This window comes from Hymenobacter arcticus (assembly GCF_054779975.1).
This window is the reverse complement of sequence record NZ_BAAGXF010000002.1, coordinates 204,317-223,426: the sequence shown is the minus strand read 5'-3', so window position 1 is coordinate 223,426 and position 19,110 is coordinate 204,317. Positions and strand designations below refer to the sequence as shown.

At 61.1% G+C, this 19,110-nt stretch carries 15 protein-coding genes and 1 pseudogene; 10 read left to right on the top strand and 6 right to left on the bottom strand.

Annotation, left to right across the window (positions count from 1 at the left end; genetic code table 11):
* Positions 1–39 precede the first annotated feature (39 nt).
* Together ACYVGC_RS04485 and ACYVGC_RS04480 are read right to left on the bottom strand one after the other, a co-directional pair.
* Positions 40–453, bottom strand: a pseudogene (locus ACYVGC_RS04485) (AlbA family DNA-binding domain-containing protein); the annotation flags it as partial.
* A 47-nt stretch (positions 454–500) separates the two neighbouring features.
* Positions 501–1,421 (bottom strand): DUF6929 family protein, encoded by a 921-nt coding sequence (locus ACYVGC_RS04480; RefSeq protein WP_460582589.1) that lies wholly within the window; start codon positions 1,419–1,421, stop codon positions 501–503.
* 238 nt (positions 1,422–1,659) lie between these two features.
* Between ACYVGC_RS04480 and ACYVGC_RS04475 the strand changes: the two genes are divergently transcribed.
* A complete protein-coding gene (locus tag ACYVGC_RS04475; RefSeq protein WP_460582588.1) occupies positions 1,660–2,592 on the top strand; it encodes a hypothetical protein in 933 nt (310 codons plus the stop codon).
* Between the two features lie 93 nt (positions 2,593–2,685).
* Here the strand turns inward: ACYVGC_RS04475 and ettA are convergent, their stop codons facing one another.
* Complete coding sequence (gene ettA / locus ACYVGC_RS04470) at positions 2,686–4,353, bottom strand: ABC transporter ATP-binding protein (RefSeq protein WP_460582587.1); 1,668 nt, start codon at positions 4,351–4,353, stop codon at positions 2,686–2,688.
* A gap of 297 nt (positions 4,354–4,650) precedes the next feature.
* Between ettA and ACYVGC_RS04465 the strand changes: the two genes are divergently transcribed.
* The 3 genes from ACYVGC_RS04465 (at position 4,651) to ACYVGC_RS04455 (ending at position 7,947) form a co-directional block, all read left to right on the top strand.
* Complete coding sequence (locus tag ACYVGC_RS04465; RefSeq protein ID WP_460582586.1) at positions 4,651–5,970, top strand: DUF349 domain-containing protein; 1,320 nt, start codon at positions 4,651–4,653, stop codon at positions 5,968–5,970.
* A gap of 80 nt (positions 5,971–6,050) precedes the next feature.
* Positions 6,051–6,272 carry a DUF2795 domain-containing protein gene (locus tag ACYVGC_RS04460; RefSeq protein WP_068238128.1) on the top strand — a complete coding sequence of 74 codons (222 nt, stop codon included), beginning with the start codon at positions 6,051–6,053 and terminating at the stop codon, positions 6,270–6,272.
* 208 nt (positions 6,273–6,480) lie between these two features.
* Positions 6,481–7,947: a TIGR04222 domain-containing membrane protein gene (locus ACYVGC_RS04455; RefSeq protein ID WP_460582585.1), complete on the top strand. Its 1,467-nt coding sequence runs from the start codon at positions 6,481–6,483 to the stop codon at positions 7,945–7,947.
* Between the two features lie 21 nt (positions 7,948–7,968).
* Here ACYVGC_RS04455 and ACYVGC_RS04450 read toward each other — a convergent pair whose 3' ends face one another.
* Complete coding sequence (locus ACYVGC_RS04450) at positions 7,969–9,168, bottom strand: Rossmann-fold NAD(P)-binding domain-containing protein (RefSeq protein ID WP_460582584.1); 1,200 nt, start codon at positions 9,166–9,168, stop codon at positions 7,969–7,971.
* Positions 9,169–9,303: 135 nt separating this feature from the next.
* Here ACYVGC_RS04450 and ACYVGC_RS04445 point away from each other — a divergent pair, with 135 nt between their 5' ends.
* The 3 genes from ACYVGC_RS04445 to ACYVGC_RS04435 all read left to right on the top strand — a co-directional run bounded on the left by ACYVGC_RS04445 (position 9,304) and on the right by ACYVGC_RS04435 (position 13,914).
* Positions 9,304–11,397: an OmpA family protein gene (locus tag ACYVGC_RS04445; RefSeq protein WP_460582583.1), complete on the top strand. Its 2,094-nt coding sequence runs from the start codon at positions 9,304–9,306 to the stop codon at positions 11,395–11,397.
* 143 nt (positions 11,398–11,540) lie between these two features.
* Positions 11,541–12,572 carry a PorP/SprF family type IX secretion system membrane protein gene (locus ACYVGC_RS04440; protein ID WP_460582582.1) on the top strand — a complete coding sequence of 344 codons (1,032 nt, stop codon included), beginning with the start codon at positions 11,541–11,543 and terminating at the stop codon, positions 12,570–12,572.
* A gap of 67 nt (positions 12,573–12,639) precedes the next feature.
* A complete protein-coding gene (locus tag ACYVGC_RS04435) occupies positions 12,640–13,914 on the top strand; it encodes an SUMF1/EgtB/PvdO family nonheme iron enzyme (RefSeq protein ID WP_460582581.1) in 1,275 nt (424 codons plus the stop codon).
* Between the two features lie 205 nt (positions 13,915–14,119).
* Here the strand turns inward: ACYVGC_RS04435 and ACYVGC_RS04430 are convergent, their stop codons facing one another.
* Positions 14,120–14,839 carry a ComF family protein gene (locus tag ACYVGC_RS04430; protein WP_460582580.1) on the bottom strand — a complete coding sequence of 240 codons (720 nt, stop codon included), beginning with the start codon at positions 14,837–14,839 and terminating at the stop codon, positions 14,120–14,122.
* A gap of 130 nt (positions 14,840–14,969) precedes the next feature.
* Here ACYVGC_RS04430 and ACYVGC_RS04425 point away from each other — a divergent pair, with 130 nt between their 5' ends.
* From ACYVGC_RS04425 to ACYVGC_RS04415, 3 genes are read left to right on the top strand one after another with little or no spacing between them, the layout of a single operon-like run.
* On the top strand, positions 14,970–15,329 hold the full coding sequence (locus ACYVGC_RS04425; protein ID WP_460582991.1) for a carboxymuconolactone decarboxylase family protein: 360 nt from the start codon (positions 14,970–14,972) through the stop codon (positions 15,327–15,329).
* Complete coding sequence (locus tag ACYVGC_RS04420) at positions 15,319–15,696, top strand: hypothetical protein (protein ID WP_460582579.1); 378 nt, start codon at positions 15,319–15,321, stop codon at positions 15,694–15,696. The genes ACYVGC_RS04425 and ACYVGC_RS04420 overlap by 11 nt, the downstream gene beginning before the upstream one ends.
* 39 nt (positions 15,697–15,735) lie before the next feature.
* Complete coding sequence (locus ACYVGC_RS04415) at positions 15,736–16,509, top strand: exodeoxyribonuclease III (protein WP_460582578.1); 774 nt, start codon at positions 15,736–15,738, stop codon at positions 16,507–16,509.
* Positions 16,510–16,650: 141 nt separating this feature from the next.
* Here ACYVGC_RS04415 and ACYVGC_RS04410 read toward each other — a convergent pair whose 3' ends face one another.
* Entirely contained in the window at positions 16,651–18,864 is a 2,214-nt protein-coding gene (locus tag ACYVGC_RS04410; protein ID WP_460582577.1) for a T9SS type A sorting domain-containing protein, read from the bottom strand.
* Between the last annotated feature and the right edge of the window lie 246 nt (positions 18,865–19,110).

Below are 19,110 nucleotides of genomic sequence, written 5' to 3'. Positions count from 1 at the left end.
CAGCAGCCGCTTTACCAAGGCTTCGGGGCAGCGGTAGTCGCCTTCGTGCTGGCGGCGATAAGTGCCGGTGAGCACGTCAGTGCCCACGTACACGGGGCGGTCTTGCCGTCGGGCACGGGGCACTTGCACCAGCACCACTGTGCCATAGCCCACCACTGGCACCAACGACACGTCACTATTAGCGAGCAGGTTATGACTTATCACTTTGCGATTATTCACCCCATTGAACAGCTCCTGCTGCACCCGGCCAGGGTCGGGTACGCCGCGCACATCCAGGCTGCGGTCGGGGCGCTCCTTCACGCCCAGCGCAATCAGGCCGCCATCGGTGTTGGCCATTGCGCTGGATGTCTCCCAAAATGACTGCGGCAGTGTGCCTTTACCATCGCGCCCTAAGGCCGTTTTAGCTTCAAAATCAGCTCCTTCCCGCAGCTCTTGTAATTCATCTAGTGTCATCTAGTGTCATCTAATACAAAGTAAGCCGGTCGCCTCCAGAAATCTGCTTATTCTATCATCCTCACATCGGCTACCAGCGCGGTGCTGCCGCCCAGGTCGTCGTCGGTTACCAGCAGCAGCTCCAGCCAGCCGGGCCCGTGGGTGCGGCGCACGGCCAGGCCCTCCACCTTGCCCAAGTAAGCGCGGCCATCGGCCCAAGTGAGGCGGGCGAAGGTGGCGGTTTGGGTGGCCAGGTCTACCACGCCCACGAAGGAGCCCAATACCGCGCCGTCGGCCACGGCATCGGCAGTGGCTTCTACTGAGGCAGTTACGAGCAGCAGGCCGGCCACGTAGGTAGCGCCCGAAAAGCCCGCCACGTGGCCATCCAGCGCGGGCAGCGCAAACGAAAGCACCCGCGTGGGCTCCGGGGCGGGCCAGCGCGGCTCAAACAGGTGCGCCAGCGTGGCATCCAGCGGCAGCACAAACAGCAGCGCCGGCCCGCCGCCCACCGTGCGCTGCAACAGCAGCAGCTCGGTAGCAGTGGCGGCGGTGGCTTCGATATTGAGGGTTGCGCCAGCTGGCAGCTGGGCCCGCAGCTGGGCGTAGAGGCCGCTCAGGTCGAGGTGTTGCACGAAGCGCGGTTCGGCCGAAGCGGGCGCACCGGCCGCGGGCAAACCCACGAAGTAGCCCGTTTCGCGGTTGGGCCGCGAGCCCGAGCCGCAGAGCAGCAGCCCAGCTGCGCCGGTGGGGCTCACCACGGCGGCCATGCTTTCGAGGTCGGGCTTAGCCGTTTTTGGAATGCGGCCGGTGCCAAAGTCGCTGGTTTCGAACAGCTGCACCTGGCCCATGGGGGCCAGGGTAGCGGCATCGAGCTGGTACAAAAATGGCGCGTCGTCGCTCACGAGGTAGGCCATAGGGCCAATTATTTCGACCCCCGAAGCCGAGGGCAACTGCGGTAGCACCGCTTCGGAGAGGATGGTGGCAGTCATGGGCGTAAAGGCAAAGGGCGCAGTGAGTGGCCAAAAGTAGGGGCCGAGGCGGCCCGGTGCAGCCAGGCCCCCGCTTTTGCCAGGCCAGCGGAGTTTTTTTGGGAAATCCAACCAGAAAACGGATTTTTGAACAGCTTTAACAAAAGATTAACCCAACAAATAAGTATCCAGGCAGTGTTATTTACAGGGTTTTGCGTTTATTGCGGGCAGTTTTCCTTCCACCTTACCAGCCCGCTGCATGAGTCCTTATTACCAGCCTTCCAACAAAATGCCGCCCGCCGGCATCCTGGCCCTGCTAGCCGGCGGGGTGGCGGCGGCCCTGGTGCTGGCCCTGGTGTACATCTACGCCGTGTGGTACATCCCGTTTGTGTACATCAATTTCATTCTGTGCCTGGGGTTTGGGCTGCTGCTGGGCGCGGCCCTGGCGCTGCTGGTGCGGCTGGGTAAGCTGCGCAGCCCGGGGGCAGTAGGTGGGCTGGCGCTGCTGGTGGGTTTCGTGGCCGTTTACCTGGAATGGAGCGTGTACCTGACGCTGCTCCTCAACTCCGAAACTACGGGCACTGGCAAGGAGGCCGACACGAGTACGTCGTTCAGCGCCAGCCTGTTTGCTGATGTTATTACCCACCCAGCAGCCATGTGGTCGGCGATGCGCCAGGTAAACGAAACCGGCACGTGGTCGCTGAAAGGTAGCACGCCTTCCGGCCTGTTCTTGGGAGTTATCTGGGTAATTGAGGCAGTTATGATTTTGGGCGGCGTGTACTTGATGGCCCGCGCCCAAGCCACCGAGCCTTTCTCGGAAACCAGCAACGAATGGGCCGACGAAGAAACCCTCCCCCATCCCATTGGCTACGCCCAAGATATAGAAACCACCCGCACGGCCCTCGAAAGCGGCCAGTTTCACCACCTCACGCCCCACACGAGCGCGGTGGCCGAAGACCCGTTTGCCCGCCTCAGCCTGCACAGCGCCCCCAACGACCCCAACTGCCGCTACCTGTCGCTGCACAACGTAACTACCACGCTCGACAAAAAGGGCAAGGCCAGCCAAAGCACCGCCACCGTGGTGCAGCACCTCGCCATTTCGCCTACCGCGTTCCAGGAACTGCACCGGCGCTTCGGCACACTGCCGAGCAATGGCACAAGCCAAATGCCACCAAACGAGGCAGTGAGCTAAGTAGCTATCTTTCAATAGTATACAAAAAGCCCATCTGGCGGCACCAGCTATAGCTAGTGCCACCGGATGGGCTTTTTATAGGCCAAGAAGCAACTAGCTCAGCTTGCGGTAGCGCACGCGCTTGGGCTCCACGTCGCCGAGGCGCTTGCGCTTGGCCTCCTCATAGTCGGAGAAGTTGCCTTCAAACCACACCACTTCCGAGTCGCCTTCGAAAGCCAGGATATGGGTAGCCAAGCGGTCGAGGAACCAGCGGTCGTGGCTGATGATGACGGCGCAGCCGGCGAAGTTTTCCAGCGCGTCTTCCAGCGCCCGGATGGCGTTCACGTCCAGGTCGTTGGTGGGCTCATCGAGCAGCAATAGGTTGGCGCCTTGCTTGAGCGTCATGGCCAGGTGCACGCGGTTTTTCTCGCCGCCCGAGAGCATGCCTACCTTCTTCTCCTGGTCGCCGCCGCCGAAGTTGAACTTGCTCACGTAGGCCCGCGAGTTCACCGGCCGGCCGGCGAGCAGCATGGTTTCGGTGCCGCCCGTGATGGTGTCGAACACCGACTTGCTGCCATCCAGCGAATCGTGCTGCTGGTCGATGTAGGCCGTGAGTACCGTGGGGCCCACCTCAAAGGTGCCGGCGTCGGGCTGCATCTGGTCGGTTATCATGCGGAAGAGCGTGGTTTTGCCCGCGCCGTTGGGCCCGATGATGCCCACAATGCCGCCCTGCGGCAGCGAGAAGCTCAGGTTCTCAAACAACAGCTTGTCGCCGAATGCCTTGCGAAGCCCTTCGGCCTCAATTACTTGCGAACCCAGGCGCGGACCGTCCGGGATGAACAGCTCGAGCTTCTGCTCCTTGTCCTTGGCTTCTTCGCCGGCCAGTTTTTCGTAGTTGGCCAAGCGGGCCTTGCCCTTGCTCTGGCGGGCCTTGGGCGACATGCGCACCCAGTCCAGCTCGCGCTGCAAGGTTTTGGCGCGCTTGCTTTCCGAGTTTTCCTCTTTGGCCATGCGGTCAGTTTTCTGCTCCAGCCACGAGCTATAGTTGCCCTTCCACGGAATGCCGCTGCCGCGGTCGAGCTCCAGAATCCAGCCGGCCACGTTGTCGAGGAAGTAGCGGTCGTGGGTCACCGCGATTACCGTGCCCTTATACTGCTGCAAGTGCTGCTCCAGCCACAGCACGCTCTCGGCGTCAAGGTGGTTGGTGGGCTCGTCAAGCAGCAGTACGTCAGGCTCTTGCAGCAGCAAGCGACACAAAGCTACGCGGCGCTTTTCGCCCCCGCTGAGGTTGCCAATAATGGCATCGGCATCGGGGGTCCGCAGGGCGTCCATGGCGCGCTCCAGCTTGCTATCGAGGTTCCAGGCATCGAGCTGGTCGAGGCGCTCCTGCACCTTGCCCTGGCGGTCGAGCAGCTTATCGAAGTCGGCATCTTCGGCCCCGAAGGCTTCGTTGATGTCGTCGTATTCTTTGAGCAGGGCCACCGTTTCGGCGGCACCTTCCTGCACCACTTCCAGCACCGTTTTGGCGGGGTCGAGCTGGGGCTCCTGCTCCAGGTAGCCTACCGAGTAGGCCGCCGAAGACACCACTTCGCCCTGAAACTGCTTGTCGACGCCAGCAATAATTTTGAGTAGGCTCGACTTGCCCGAGCCGTTGAGGCCGAGCACGCCGATTTTGGCCCCGTAGAAAAACGAGAGGTAAATATTTTTGAGAACTTGCTTCTGGGGCGGGTAAATCTTGCTTACCCCGGCCATACTGAAGATAATGGTGGGCTGGTCAGACATGGGGCTCAGGAATTGGTGAAAGGACGAAACAGTGCAAAGCTACCCCGAGCCGGCAAGTTTGCGGGCCGCCGCCGCCGCCTAAAAAATGCGGGCTATTGGGTAAAAAAACGCCAATTCTAAGCCAAATCTGTTGGCAGCTTCGTAGTTGTGGAAAATCTGCCCTTCCACCCACCCACCTGCCACGCGGCCACAACCAATTTTCCGCGTAAACTTGTAATTCCTTCCCCCGACTTACGTTGGGAGCCAATTGCCGGGCTTACCGGCGTTTTTGCCTTACTCTATCTTTCCCATTTCCCAATGGAACTCCCCGACCACCCGCTCACGGAAGCCCGCCGCTATGGCTACGTGGAAGACGGGGGCGTGTGGCTACGCCCAACGCTGGGCCAGCCGGCCCGCCGCATCGGCCAAGTAAAAGACACCGACGACGACGCCCTGCGCTACTTTGGCCAGCGCTACGAAGCGTTCCGGGTTAAAATCGACGAGCTGCTGGACCGCCTGCAAGCTGCTGATAACCAGGGGTCTTTTCTGATGAAACTGCTGCACCTGCAAGAGCAGTGCAAGCAGCACGACGGCCTCGGCGACTACGAAGCACTGCACCGCCGCCTCAAGGAGGCCGAGGAGCAGCTTAACGTGTCGGTGGCCCGCAACCGCGAGAAAAACCTGGCCACCAAAGGCAGCCTCATTGCCCAGGCCGAAGCCCTGCGTGATACCGAGGAGTGGATTACGGCCAGCGAAACCGTGAAGGAACTGCGCCAGGCCTGGCTAAAAACCGGGCCTGTGGACAAGGGCATGACCGAGGAGCTGGAAAGCCGCTTTCACGGCGCGGTGCAGGAGTTTTTTGACCGCCGCAAAGCCTTCCAGACCGACCGCAAGGCCCTGGCCCGCCGCACTGTGGAGCGTTACCGCGAGCTGGTGAACCAGGCCGAAGTACTCAAAAACTCCGACCAGTTCGAAACCACTTCGCGCCAGCTTAAGCAGCTGCAAAACGCGTGGCGCGAAATCAACGGCACGCTGCCCAAGAAGCAGGCTGCCGAGCTGTGGACCAAGTTTCGGGCCGCCAACAACCACTTTTTCGAGCGCCTCAAAAAGCACATCGAAACCCAGCGCCCCGCCGAGGTGCGCCCCGGCGCCACCCCCGGCTCGCCCGAGGAAAGCCTGTTGCGCAAGCGCGAGCTGGCCAAGCGCGCCGAGGCCCTCATTGCCCTGCCGCCCAACCAGGGCGTGACCCAGGCCAAAAACCTGCAAGCCGAGTGGAAGCAAAGCGGGGCCGTGCGCGGCCCCGAAAGCGACCAGCTGTGGCAGCGCTTTATGCTGGCCTGCGATAAGGTATTCGAGATGAGTGCCCTAGATTATTACCTGCGCAAGCGCCAGGCCGAGGGTGCGCCACCCCTGCCGCCCGCCGAGCGCGCCCAAACCGCCACGGTGGCCCTGCGCAAGTTTATTGAGAGCGACCGCCAGGAGCTGGCCGGGCTGCAAGACAACCTGAGCAAGCTCAACGCTTCGGCCGCCAACGACCAGATGCGGCAGCTATTACAAGGGAAAATCCGCACCTTCGAGCGCAAAATTCAAACTAAAACGGAGTTGATTGCGCTTTTCCAGTTGCCCACCATGGGCTAACCTTTGTCACGGGGTTTACGTTGCGCCCGTGAAGCTTACATTTAGCAACCTTTTTCAAGCATCTTTTTTTCTTTCTGACCATGTACTGGACTCTCGAACTTGCTTCCTATTTGGAAGATGCGCCCTGGCCCGCCACCAAAGACGAACTCATTGACTTCTCCATCCGCTCGGGTGCCCCGATGGAAGTAGTTGAAAATCTGCAAGGTCTGGAAGACGACGGTCAGCCCTACGAGAGCATTGAGGAAGTATGGCCCGACTATCCTACCAAGGAGGACTTCATGTTCAACGAAGACGAGTATTAAAGTCGATTTTCGGTAAGCACGTAGTAATCACTTACTAATACATGCTGGCTGATGACTGATAAGTTGGTCGCGGAGCACCCCAATCGGGGGTTGCTCCGCGACTTTTTTATTGATGCCGCCCGCCGGGCGAGTTGCCTAGCTGGCGCACAGACCGCAGGACTTTTCTTTTTCAGGACGGTGGGTATTCTACCAACAGGCATTTCCAGTTATGCGCACGACTGTTACCTCACCTCCCGCCTTGCAGGCTGAGCTTTGGGCCCGGCTTGTGGCCCTCGACCTCGATGGGCCGGCAACCCTTTCCTTTTCGCACCGGCTGGCCCGCGACAATGGCTGGCCCCTGGCCTTCGCCCGGCGCGTGGTGCTCGAATACAAGAAGTTTGTGTACCTGGCCGCTACCTGCGGGCACCCCGTCACGCCTTCCGATGAGGTAGACCAAGCCTGGCACCTGCACCTCGTGTACACGCGCTCGTACTGGGACGAGCTGTGCGGGCAGGTGCTGGGCTTTGCCCTGCACCACGGCCCCACCAAGGGCGGTGCGGCCGAGGGCCACAAGTTTCGGGACTGGTACGCCGCTACGAAGCAGGCCTACCAGGCGGCTTTTGGCGAGGTGCCCCCGGTTGATATTTGGCCGGCCGCGGCCGTGCGCTTTGGCGAGGCGCCCCACTTTCGGCGCGTCAACCTGCGGCGGCATTGGCTGCTGCCGCGCCCGGCTATGCCCAGGCTGTGCGGGCGGCTGGCCCTGCCCAACTGGCGCTGGGGGCTGGCGCTAATCGCGGCGCTCGTGCTGGTGGGCTGCACGGCGCGCACCCCGCTTAATCCCTTCGACTGGTACGGTCCCGAGTTTTTAAAGCTCTTCTGGGGCGTGTATGCCGTAACGCTGGCGTTGGCGCTGTGGCTGAGCGCCCAGGGCAGCGGCCCGCAGGAATCTTACAATGGGCCGCTGCTGAGCACCTACGAGGTGGTGCGGCTGGTAAGCCGAGGGAGCCGCTTGGCCGACAGTGCGCTGGCCTCCCTGGCCCACTCGCAACAGATAGAGCTGCTGCCCGACCAAAGAATCCGCCGCGCCACCGACATCCCGCCCACCGAGCCCTACGAGCGGGCCGTGTGGCAGCTGATTACGCAGCCGGGTGGCTCGAAGGTAGAAACGGTGCGCGACCAGGCCACCCGCCAGATTAAGGTGGCCGTGCGCGACCTGGATAAGTCGCTCCAGGCCAAGGGCCTGCTGCTGGACGCCGACGCCCGCCGCCGGCTCAACTACTACCCGCTGGTGGCCACCCTAGCGGTGGTGCTTTTCGGGCTGGTAAAGCTGGTGGTGGGCTTGCAGCGGGGGCGGCCAGTTGGGTTGTTAATTTTCTCTTTATTAGTCATTTGCGTTATCGCGGGCTTCACGCAGCTGTACGGAGCCTGGGCCACTGGCCGGGGCAAATACGTGCTACGGGAGCTGGCCCGGCGCACCAAGCTAGGCCGCGCCGATGGGGCGCCTACCACGCAAACCGTTACGTTCGCAGTAGCCTTTTTTGGGCTTCATGAGCTGAATAAATTGGGCTTATCCGACTTAGCCACGCACCTGACTCCACCCGTCAGTACTGATAGCAGCGGCGATGGTGGCAGTGGTGGCGACGGTGGCGGGGGCAGTGGCTGCGGCGGTTGTGGAGGCTGCGGCGGTGGCGACTAGCCACCCCGGCTACCAACGCCGCTACGCGCGCCGCCCGGGCCGCCCACGCAGTACCTGCCCAATGGAGCGTATAAACGGCCCCGGCGCTACCGAGTTCATCACCCGCAGGTTGTCGGCCCAGCTGGTTTTCTCATCCAAAAACCGGAAGATTCGCTCCACCGGATTGCGCTCGAACAGCTGCGTGAAGATGTCGCGGGTCGTTTCGCCCCGGCGCTGCATGATATCGAGCAGCAGGGTATCGAATAGCCGAAACTGCCACTGGTCGCCGGTCACGTCAGCGGGCACTTGGCCCGTGGCGGCCAGCGCCGCCACCAGCCGGGCCGACTGCGCCTGAATACGCCGAAACGCGTAACCGGTGCTGGGCTTAGCCCGCCCGGCGCGGGTGCCCAGGTTGATGATGCGCGCTCCATCACGAGCCGGTAGCGGGTGGTCTGTCATCGGGATAGCTCCAACTTCCTCGGCCGTAATGCGGTACTGCTCGGTCGTCAGCTTGAGACTATCTCGCAGATAATCAGTAATATGCACTTCATACTCAGCCTTAGCCAGCGGCTGCGCCGAGAATAGGGTATACTCAACCAGCGCCCGGCGCGGGCCGAAAGGCAGCACGTATATGAAGCGCGCCTCGTGGTGCTGCGGCCCCCGAAAATCCATAAACTCCACTACCGCGGGGTCGAATACGTCGTGGTCGGTTTCGAGTTCCCAACCCACGAAGTGTTGCAGCTGGTAACGGTAGGTAGCGGGCTGGGGCTCGATGGCGGGCGGGCGACTATCGAAGGCGTAGCGCGCCGTGAACTCCTGCCCCGTTTCGGTGCGCACCCGCACCCCGGCGGGCATGTTTTCGAGGGCCACCACCCGGCCGCGCACCACGGTAAACTGCGCCGGCCGCGCCGCCAGCGCCTGATACACAAATTGGTAAAAATCCAGGCCCCGAATAGTACGATAGCGGTATGCTCCGAGGTCGAAAATGCGCTCGAAACTGGGGCTGCGAAAGGCAATTTTTGTCCATTCGCCCACGGCCAGCGCGTCGAACGGCGTGGGCTCGTCGGCCCAGAACGACCAGGTGCGGTCGTTCTGGTCTTTGGCCGCGGGCTCGATGAGGAGCACCCGCTTATCTGCCAGGCGCGGCTCCCGGGCCAGGTGGTAGGCCAGGCTGAGGCCGGCGGCGCCCCCGCCCACCAGCACGTAGTCGTAGGCGGGCGCGGTGGGGAGGGGCTGAGACATAGTACAAAGATGCGGCCACTTGCCTGCTTTGGCAATTTGGTATTAGGTTCGTAGCAGTAAGCCCATGCCCTGGGCTGGGGTGGCATTTTTTTAGTATTTTCCGGTGCTTTTCTGCGACTGGCTTTCGTTTACGCTATGAACCTGAATTCGGCGCTGTTTTTTATGCCGGCCGTGGCGGCTGGTTTGCTGGTTGCTTCCGCGGCCCACGGGCAATCGGTACTGTGGGGCAGCAAGATAGAGGAGGTATCTTCCCAAAAAGCCAAGCTCAAGGAGCCTTACTCGCCTGAAAAAGCGCTGGGCGAGCCCAACGCCCAGCCGTTGGGCCAGCTCAGCAACGAGGCCTGGAGCCCCGGCAAGGACGGCTCCAACGAGTTTATCCAGGTGCGCTTTGCCAAAACCATTATTGCGCAGCAAGTTACTGTTATTGAAAACTTTAACCCTGGCGCGATTACCAAGATTGAGCTGATTGATATCAAGGGCGAGCGCCACCAGGTGTACAGCAACCCCAACCCCGGCCCCCTGCCCGACCCCTACCGCACGCTGCAAGTCAAGTTTAAGCCCGAGAAATACCGCACCGTGGGCGTGCGCGTGACCCTGAACGGGGCCAAGGTAGACGGCGTTAACCAGCTGGATGCCATTGGGGTAGCCAACGTGGACGTGCAGATTGTGAAGCAGGATTTCAAGAATCCGACGTCCACGGCCGTGGAAACGGTGCAGATGGACTCGACCCTGAAAAACCTGGGGCCCAACATCAACAGCCGCTACGTGGACACGCACCCCGTGATTTCGCCCGACGGCCGCACCATGTTCTTCGCCCGGCAGTTTCACCCCGGCAACCGGGGCGGCGGCCGCGACCCGCAGGACATCTGGTACGCGAAGCTGGTGAGCGGCAAAAACCAGAGTTGGGGCCTGGCCAAAAACCTGGGCACCCCGCCCAACGGCCCCGAAGACCCCAACGGCCTGGCCTCGGTATCGGCCAACGGGCAGGTGGCGCTGCTCATCGGCGTGTACGTCGATGGCTTTATGGAGCCCAAGGGCTTTAGCACAAGCCGGCACACGCCGGGCGGCTGGAGCGTGCCGGTTAAAGTGCAGATTGACAACTTCATAAATAAAGACCCCGAGCACGTAGATGGCTACCTGGCCACCTCGGGCAAGGCCCTGCTCATGGCCGTGGAGCGCCCCGATGGCCAGGGCGGGCAGGATATCTTTGTGAGCTTCCCGAAGCCCGTTCCGGTGGGCGTGCAGCCCGACCCTAAGCGCGCCACCGAGTGGAGCAAGCCCATCAGCCTGGGGCCGAATATTAACACGCCAGGGGCCGACTTCGCGCCCTTCCTGGCCTCTGACAACAAGACGCTGTACTTTGCCTCCGACGGGCACGGCGGCTACGGCAAGAGCGACATCTTCTACGCCAAGCGCCTCGACAGCACCTGGACCAAGTGGAGCGCCCCGCGCAACCTGGGCCCAGTGGTGAACTCGCCCGATTTTGACGCCTACTACACCGTGTCGGCGGCCGGCGACAACGCCTACCTGGTGTCGTCGCGCAATGGCACCGATGGCTCGAAGGACATTTTTCGCATTGCGCTGGCCCCGGCCTTCAAGCCCGAGGTGGTGACGCTGGTGCAGGGCAAGGTGCTGGACGCCGTGACCAAGAAACCCGTCCGTGCCATCATTCACTACGAAAACCTGATTACGGGCGAGGAAATCGGCGTCACCGAGTCGTCGCCCGTCGATGGCTCCTACACCATTGTGCTGCCCGCGGGTGTGCAGTACGGCTACCGCGCCGAGTCGCCGGACTACATTGCCGAGAACGCCAACCTCGACGCCACCACTTCCGACAAGTACTCGGAGAAAAACCAGGACCTGTTCATGGTACCCTTCAAAGTGGGCCAGAAGGTGAAGCTCAACAACATCTTCTTCCCGCAGAGCAAGTATTACCTCCAGCCCAGCTCGTTCCCCGAGCTGCTGCGCCTGGTAAAAATCTTGCGCGACTACCCCACCGTGGAAATTCTTATTGGCGGCCACACCGACAATCAGGGCGACCCCGCGCTCAACGTGAAGTTGAGCGAAGACCGGGTAGAGGCTGTGAAGAAGTACCTGGTTAGCAAGGGTATAGATGCCAAGCGCCTCAACACCAAGGGCTTTGGCGGCACCGAGCCCATTGCCAGTAACGAGCAGGAAGAAACCCGCCGCTTCAACCGCCGGGTGGAATTCACGATTACGAAGAAGTAAATTAGCGTTTGTCGAAATTGGTCGTCATTGCGAGCGCAACGAAGTGGAGCGCGGCAATCTGAGAGCAGAACGAGTCGTTTGCCTGGTATGCTGATGCGATTGCTTCGCTGTGCTCGCAATGACAATCAATTTACAACCGCCTAATGCCCAACTACCTACGTTTATCATTGACTGTTGGCCTGGCGCTGCTGGCCGGCACCGCCGCACACGCGCAGGACGTATACTACTCGCAGGCCTTTGCCAACCGCCAGGCCGATAACCCCGCCTGGGCGGGCATTGTGGACGACTACAGCGCCACGCTCAGCTACCGCAACCAGTTTCCGCAGCTGGCGGGCACTTTCCAGACCGTGCAACTGGCCGCCGACTGGCGCATTCCTAAGCCAGGATTGCATCATGCTCTTGGAATAGTGATAAACCAGGACCGCACCGGGGCGGTGGGCTACACGCGTCTGGGAGCCACGGCGCAGTATGCCTACCACACCCGCCTCACCCGCACGCTGGCCCTGAGCGGCGGCGCACAGCTGGGCTACGGCCGCCAGCGCGTGGGCTACAACAACTACACCTTCGGCGACCAGTACGGGGCCGATGGCACCTACACTGGCACCTCGGCCGAGAGCCTAGCTGGCTTCCCGCCCGTCAACTACCTCACGGTGGGCGTGGGCGGTGTGTTGTATGCCGAGCAGTTCTGGCTCAGCGCCTCGGGCCAGCACCTCAACCGGCCCGATTTGGGCTTTACCACCCAAACCAGCCTGCCCCTGCGCCTCAGCGCCAATGCGGGCTACAAGCTGTTTATTCAGAAGCCAGCGGGCTACGGCAAAGGCGAGCAGCGCGAAATCAGCCTCACGCCCACCGTGGGCTACACGCGGCAGGGCGGCTCGCAGCGCTCGGAGGCGGGCGCGTATTTGCTGGCCGACCCCGTGACGCTGGGCGTGCTCTACCGCAACCTCGCCAGCCCCGATTTAGGAACCCAACACGTGGTGGCCGTGGTTGCCGGCATTGCGGTGGGCGACTTGCGCCTCGGCTACAGCTACGACGTGGGTGTGAGCCAATTAGCCAGCGACTTGGGCGGGGCCCACGAAATAACTTTCACCCTGCGTGCGTTTGACAAGCTGGAAAGCGCCTTTCGTCGCCTCAAACGCCGCGATTATCCAATTTCTCCTTGTCCCAGCTTCTGATTGTTTGTAATATTGCAACCAAATTGCTCGTCATAATCTATTAGCGCCATCGGCAAATTCCTTTGTTATGAAATTCCCTAACTATTTAGGTCTGCTCGCGGTGGGCAGCCTGGCCCTGGCCAGCTGCAACAAAGGCGGCACCCCCACGGCCACCAACCCCGGCAAGGCGTCGTCGACCACTGGCATTGAATACAATACCGACGAGGGCATGAAGGTGTCGGATTTCAAGAAAATCCCCACTGGCCCGGGCCTCGTGTACATCGAGGGCGGCCGCACGGTGCTAGGCTCGCAGGAAGAAGACGTAACCAACACGCACGACAACATCGAGCGCACGGTTACCATCGCTTCGTTCTACATGGATGAGGCCGAAGTGGCCAACATTCACTGGCTGGAGTACCTGCACTACATGCGCAAAGACTCGTCGGAGGAGAAGTACAAGGCTGCCTTGCCCGACACCACGGTGTGGGCCCGCGACCTGTCGTTCAACGACCCGTACGTGACTTATTACCTGCGCTACCCCGGTTTTCGCTACTTCCCGGTAGTGGGTGTAAACTGGCTGCAAGCCGATGGCTTCTGCGCCTGGCGCACGGCTAAGGTGAACGAGAACCTGGCCAAAGGCAACAGCGGCAAAAGCAGCGGCGGCGGCCTGTTCAAAAAGAAAAACAAAAAAGGTGATACTGGTACCGCCGAAGGCGGTGCTGCGGCAGCCAACGCCGGTGCCCTGGCAGATGGCAAGGGTGGCGCATCCATCGAAAACGGCAACTCGCTTCCCAACTACCGCCTCCCTACCGAGGCTGAGTGGGAATACGCAGCTCAGGCCCTCGTAGGCACCCAGGAAGTGGGCAACGAGAACCAGGAAGAGAAGCGCATTTACCCCTGGGATGGCCGCTCGACCCGTAACCCCTACGGCAAAGACCAAGGCAAATTTCTGGCTAACTTCAAGCGCGGCCGGGGCGACTACGCCGGCATCGCGGGCAGCCTGAACGACGGCGCCATGATTACCTCGGGCGTGTACGACTACGCTCCCAACGACTATGGCCTCTACAACATGGCTGGCAACGTGAACGAGTGGGTGCAGGACGTGTACCGCCCCCTCTCGTACCAGGATGTGGAAGACCTCAACCCCTTCCGCCGCAACGGCGTGGGTGACGACGCGGGCAAGTACGACAAGAAAGGCTATCAGAGCCTGATTGACGACCACGTGCGCGTGTACAAAGGCGGTTCGTGGCGCGATGTAGCCTACTACCTCTCGCCCGGCACCCGCCGCTTCATGGCGGAAGATTCGGCTACGGCTACCATCGGTTTCCGCTGCGCGATGATTAACGCCGGTACGAACAAGTAATCGCAGATTTTGCTGATTGAGCTGATTTCGCAGATTCAGACATCTTTCTTACAGCCACAAAAAAAGGCCACTTTTCGGAGTGGCCTTTTTTTGTGACTGATACATTGTCAGCAGTGCGCACCTTACAACTCATCCTCTACCCAATCAATGACTTAGCAAGCGCATATCGAATCTGCGAAATCAGCTCAATCTGCGAAATCTGCGATTATTGTTGGTCTGCGCTGGCGATGGTGGCAATGCTGATGGCGCGGGCGCCAGCGGCCAGCAGGGCCGCGCCGCACGCCTCTAGGGTGGCACCGGTGGTGAGCACGTCATCAACCAGCAGGATGTGGCGGCCGGCGACGGCGACGGGGTCGGCTACCTCAAATACGGTGGCCACGTTTTGCCAGCGCTCGGCGCGGCCTTTGCGGGTTTGAGAAGCAGTATGCTCGGTGCGGCGCAGGGCGTGGGCGGCGCTGGGGCAGGGCAAGGCGGCTGCCAGGCCCGTGGCGAAGGCCTCGGCCTGGTTGTAGCCGCGGCGAGCCAGCTTGCGGCGGTGCAGCGGCACCGGCACAATTAGGTCGAAGTCCAGGTCTAGGTCAAAGCCCAGGCCGGCGGCCAGCAGTTCGGCCCCGTAGAGTTGGCCCAAGGCGGTGCCCACTTGGCTTTGGCCCTGGTATTTGAGCTGGTGCAGTAACTGCTGCACCCGGCCGTGGCGCACAAAGCGCAGGTAGCTAAGCACTTGCTGCACAGGAAGCTTCCCCCAGAAGCGCCGGGCCAACGGGTTATCGGCGGGCGGCAGCAGGTGGTAGTCGGTGTAGGGCAACTCGGCGCGGCAGCTGGTGCAAAGGTGTGCCTCGCCAGCTACCAGGGGCGCGCGGCAGGCCAGGCAGGGGCGCGGGAAAAACAGGGCCGCCAGGTCGGCCAGAAGCGGGCGCAGTATCATTTCGGGGGCGAAGCGGTTGTGAGCCGTAAGTTCGCCGCCAGCTGGCAAACGGCAACTTTTAATTCAGGTCTTTTAATTTTTAATTCCTCCCGTGTCCCTCACTACTGACTTCAACGATTACCGCGAGCGCATGAACGAGCGCGTGCTATCATACGACAACAAGGTTATCAAGCGCTTCTTCAACCTCGATACCAATACCTACGCGGCTGGGGCTATCGACGTCAAAACCAAGGAGATGCTGGGTCTGGCCTGCTCGCTGGTGCTGCGCTGCGACGACTGCGTGAAGTACCACCTCGGCAAGTGCCACGAAGAAGGCCTCAGCGACGAGGAAGTGTTCGAGGTGTTCTCGATTGCCAACCTCATTGGGGGCAGCATCGTGATTCCGCATTTCCGCCGGGCCGTGGAGTACTGGGAAGTGCTGCGCGCCGAAGCGGCGCTGAATGCCCCCACCGGCCACAAATCGGCCCCCAACCCGCCCCATGAACACTAACGATACCCCCGCGCCCCACGAGAGCGAAGCCGACTTCAATCGCCGCTGGGATGAGCTGCTGACCTCGATGGCCGAGCGCTTCGAGCGGCGGCCCGACCTCAATGCGCTGCTGCTGCTCATTGGGGTGCAGGAGCTGGGCCAGGGCGTGGCCGCTTTTACCAAAGAGCAGAAGCAGGACCTCATGCACATTGCTACCTGTAAGCTGTTCAGCCTCAGCGGGCACTACGAGCTGGCGCATGTGGATGAGGAGGGCTGGCCGCACTACAAGCTGGTGAACCCCGTGCCCTTCGCCAACCTCAAGGAGCAGGAACGCATGCTGAAGTGGCACATGCTGGAGTATTTCGACGCGCTGGATGACGAGCGGTAAACAACTGCTTGTTATTCAATACTTTATAGTTATTCGCTTTTGAAAATCGTTTCGTATAACCTCAACGGCTTGCGCTCGGCGCTGGGCAAGGGGCTGCTCGATTGGGTGGCCGCTACCCAGCCCGACGTGCTGTGCGTGCAGGAGATAAAGGCTGGCACCACCGCGCTCGATGTGAGCGGCCTGGCCGCGCTGGGCTACCACGCCTACCTGCACCCCGCCCAAAAGCCCGGGTACAGCGGCGTGGCCACCTTCAGCCGCATCGAGCCGCTGGCCGTGGTAACGGGCTGTGGCAATGACTTATACGATGCCGAGGGCCGCGTGCTGCGCCTCGACTTTGCGGGCGTGTCGGTGCTGAACACCTACATGCCCTCGGGTACCAGCGGCGAGGTGCGCCAGGCGTTTAAAGTGGCGTGGCTGCACTGGTTTCGGGCCTACGTGGCCGGGCTGCGCCAAGATGCGGCCGTGCCGCCGCTCGTAATTGGCGGCGACTTCAACTGCTGCCAAACGCCCATCGACCTGCACAACCCCAAGGCCAACCAAAACAGCCCCGGCTACACGCCCGCGGAACGCCAGTGGTTTCGCGATATGCTGGCCGATGGCTACGCCGACTCGTTTCGGCAGTTGCACCCCGAGGCCACGGGCCACTACTCGTGGTGGAGCTACCGGGCCGGCTCGCGGGCCCGCAACGTGGGCTGGCGCCTCGACCACCTACTGCTCGACCAAGCGCTGCTGCCGCGCCTGCGCGGGGCCGGCCTCTGGCCCGATGCCGTGCACTCGGACCACTGCCCCGCCTGGGTGGAGCTGGCCGACTAGCGCCCGCTGCCCCACCGCCCAAAAGTAAAGACGACGGCCCCGCTGCTACTGAAGCAACGGGGCCGTCGTCTTTACTTTTTGCAGAAACTCACTCGGCGAAAGTGGGTTTTATATCTAGAATGATGTCCAGTCAATCTCTTGTTAGTTAGCTACTTGCAGGCGCTGGGTGGAGAGCGACTGGCCGGCGGCGTCGCGCAGTACCACGTGGTACACGCCGGTAGGCAGCCCGGTGGTCGAAACCGTGAGCGGGGCCGTAGCGCCTTCACTGCTCACCACGCGGGTGCTCAGCAGCTGGCCCATGGTCGAGTACACGCTCACCGAGTAGCCGGCGCTCAGGTCGGCCGTGGCGCTGATGGTTACTTGCTGAGTGCCCGCCGTGGCGGGGTTGGGGTAGATGCTGAAGCTGGCTTTGACGAGGCTGGCGGCCAGCACGGCCACGGGCGACAGGTGGGCGGTGCCATCGGCATCGAGTTGGCGCAGGCGGTAGTACAGGGTTGCCGTTTGCAGGGCCGCGCCGTTGTCGGGCAGCGAGTAGCTGCGCAGGGTGGTGCTGCGGCCCGCGGCGGCCACTTGGCCCACGGCCACAAAGCCATCAATCGGGTTCACTGAGCGCTCCACTACGAAGCTGGCGCTGTTTACTTCGCTGGCCGTAGCCCAGCTAACCAGGGCAGCCCCGGAGCTAGCCACGCGGCGCACGGCAAAGCTGATGAGCGACACGGGCAGCGGGCCAGCCGGGTTGATGATGTTAATCTGGCCGTTGGAGTCGTCGGCGAAACCGTAGTACACATCGGTGCCGGAAAGCAACCCAACCGCCGAGCCGATGGTGATGCTCACCTTCGAGAAATCCCGCGTCGTGTTGAAGCTCAGCGTGCGGCGGCCATCAGGCAACAAGTTGAGGCCGAGCAGGGAAGCGCCCGATGCCGTTTCCAGTACGTTGCCGGCGGCATCGTAGGTAGTTAGGGTAGCATTCTTCAGCAGGTCTACGTCGAGCAGGCTGCTGTTGCCTATTACCATGCCAGCGCGGTTGCCCGCTTTGCCCGGTGAGCCGGTTACGCCGGCGCCTGGGCCGTTGAGGTCCACTTTGAGCGTAACGGAGTTCAGCAACCCTACTACTGTGTTGATTCTGGCAGGGGCATTGTTATTGGCACCTTCTGCATTGTCCTTGTTGGTTACGCTGCACAAGAGGCATACACCACCCAGGCCGCTACCGGTCGTTGATACCTCCGCATTGGCACCAGTGCTAAAGTTCGACAGTACAATGGGCGTTACTACGGTGGAGGCCACGCCCAGACCATAGTACAACTGCATCCCGTCGAGGACGGTGAGCTTACCAGTGCGCTCTACCGATACGTAGGAGAACGGCTGCGTAGCCTGGAAGCTTACCAAAGAGCGGCCGTCGGGCAGCACATTGAGACCTATCAGCGACGACGACGACGATGACTCCAGCACATTGCCATTTGCATCATACGTTCTCAGTACCAGGCCACTGTTGAGGACACTCACATCGAGCAAATTGTCAGCATCGCCTACTACGAAGCCTGCTTTGTACGTGCCGGGGGCCGTGCCATCGAGCTTCACTTTTAATTGGGCCGGGCAATTGAGCGTGGCAATTGAGCCCATAGTAGCGTAGTTGTTCAGGTCCGTATCAACCGTCCGGTCAGCGTTTTGGATAGCGCTTGCGGCACAACCGGTTACGGCCTGCGTGCCCGTTCCCAACCGCGAAACGTAGCCGGCTACCGTCCGGGCCTGGTTTACGCCAATACCATATGCGTAATTAACATTTATTACCGTGCCCGTGCTTGCAGCGGCAGCAAATTCGATTTCTACCTGGTCGAAAGCCTGCGTGCTGATGAGCTCTAGCTGGTCTGGCTGGCCATTGGTAGCTAGCAGCTGGGCCTGGGCCACACTGGCATCAACCACTTTGGTATCGAGCGCTACCTCGGGAGTGGTGGATTTACTATTGTAAGTACGCAGGGTGATAGCGCCCAGTGCATTAAGGCCAGCCAGCGCTCCTCCGTTGGCCAGCACCATGCCGGCGCGGTAGCCCGCTGGGGCAGTACCGCTCAATTGCAGGCGCAGCTTGGTAACGGCTCCTACCGTTACGGGCAGGTATACCTGGGCCGCCAGCGAGAGGTCGGCGAGGCCCGCCACGTTAACGGCTACGCCGGTACCCGAGGAAGCTCTAACCGGCGATATCAGGGTCGCCGCGTTCGAGTAGTAAGCCATTGGGGTCGAAGTCTGGGCTTGCGCCCGGGCCACCAACAGCAGCAATACCAACGTAAACACCAGGAAAGCTACCCGCCGCAGCTCCGTTCCCGCTGCCCGGGCATTTTTAATTATTTCAAGAAGAAGCATGACGCCGAAGAGTAAGGGTTGGACATGACCCTATTCTTCCAATTAATCGGCCAATTTCATAATCTACTGATTGTCAATAACATTTATTAAATCATATTATTCTCGTTCATCCCAGAAAAGAATTGATTTCTCATAAAAACAAGAATCCGACCTCCTTTTTTCACCGTAATTAGCATAAGTATCACATCTATCCCGGAATTTTACACAAAATTCATCAGACAGACAGAATTTGCTATTTTATAATTT

What these genes read in the sequence shown, in the direction of transcription:
- ACYVGC_RS04480 (WP_460582589.1), bottom strand. Translation starts at nt 1,421, where the DNA reads ATGACTGCCACCATCCTCTCCGAAGCGGTGCTACCGCAGTTGCCCTCG.
- ACYVGC_RS04475 (WP_460582588.1), top strand. Translation starts at nt 1,660, where the DNA reads ATGAGTCCTTATTACCAGCCTTCCAACAAAATGCCGCCCGCCGGCATC.
- ettA (WP_460582587.1), bottom strand. Translation starts at nt 4,353, where the DNA reads ATGTCTGACCAGCCCACCATTATCTTCAGTATGGCCGGGGTAAGCAAG.
- ACYVGC_RS04465 (WP_460582586.1), top strand. Translation starts at nt 4,651, where the DNA reads ATGGAACTCCCCGACCACCCGCTCACGGAAGCCCGCCGCTATGGCTAC.
- ACYVGC_RS04460 (WP_068238128.1), top strand. Translation starts at nt 6,051, where the DNA reads ATGTACTGGACTCTCGAACTTGCTTCCTATTTGGAAGATGCGCCCTGG.
- ACYVGC_RS04455 (WP_460582585.1), top strand. Translation starts at nt 6,481, where the DNA reads ATGCGCACGACTGTTACCTCACCTCCCGCCTTGCAGGCTGAGCTTTGG.
- ACYVGC_RS04450 (WP_460582584.1), bottom strand. Translation starts at nt 9,168, where the DNA reads ATGTCTCAGCCCCTCCCCACCGCGCCCGCCTACGACTACGTGCTGGTG.
- ACYVGC_RS04445 (WP_460582583.1), top strand. Translation starts at nt 9,304, where the DNA reads ATGAACCTGAATTCGGCGCTGTTTTTTATGCCGGCCGTGGCGGCTGGT.
- ACYVGC_RS04440 (WP_460582582.1), top strand. Translation starts at nt 11,541, where the DNA reads ATGCCCAACTACCTACGTTTATCATTGACTGTTGGCCTGGCGCTGCTG.
- ACYVGC_RS04435 (WP_460582581.1), top strand. Translation starts at nt 12,640, where the DNA reads ATGAAATTCCCTAACTATTTAGGTCTGCTCGCGGTGGGCAGCCTGGCC.
- ACYVGC_RS04430 (WP_460582580.1), bottom strand. Translation starts at nt 14,839, where the DNA reads ATGATACTGCGCCCGCTTCTGGCCGACCTGGCGGCCCTGTTTTTCCCG.
- ACYVGC_RS04425 (WP_460582991.1), top strand. Translation starts at nt 14,970, where the DNA reads ATGAACGAGCGCGTGCTATCATACGACAACAAGGTTATCAAGCGCTTC.
- ACYVGC_RS04420 (WP_460582579.1), top strand. Translation starts at nt 15,319, where the DNA reads ATGAACACTAACGATACCCCCGCGCCCCACGAGAGCGAAGCCGACTTC.
- ACYVGC_RS04410 (WP_460582577.1), bottom strand. Translation starts at nt 18,864, where the DNA reads ATGCTTCTTCTTGAAATAATTAAAAATGCCCGGGCAGCGGGAACGGAG.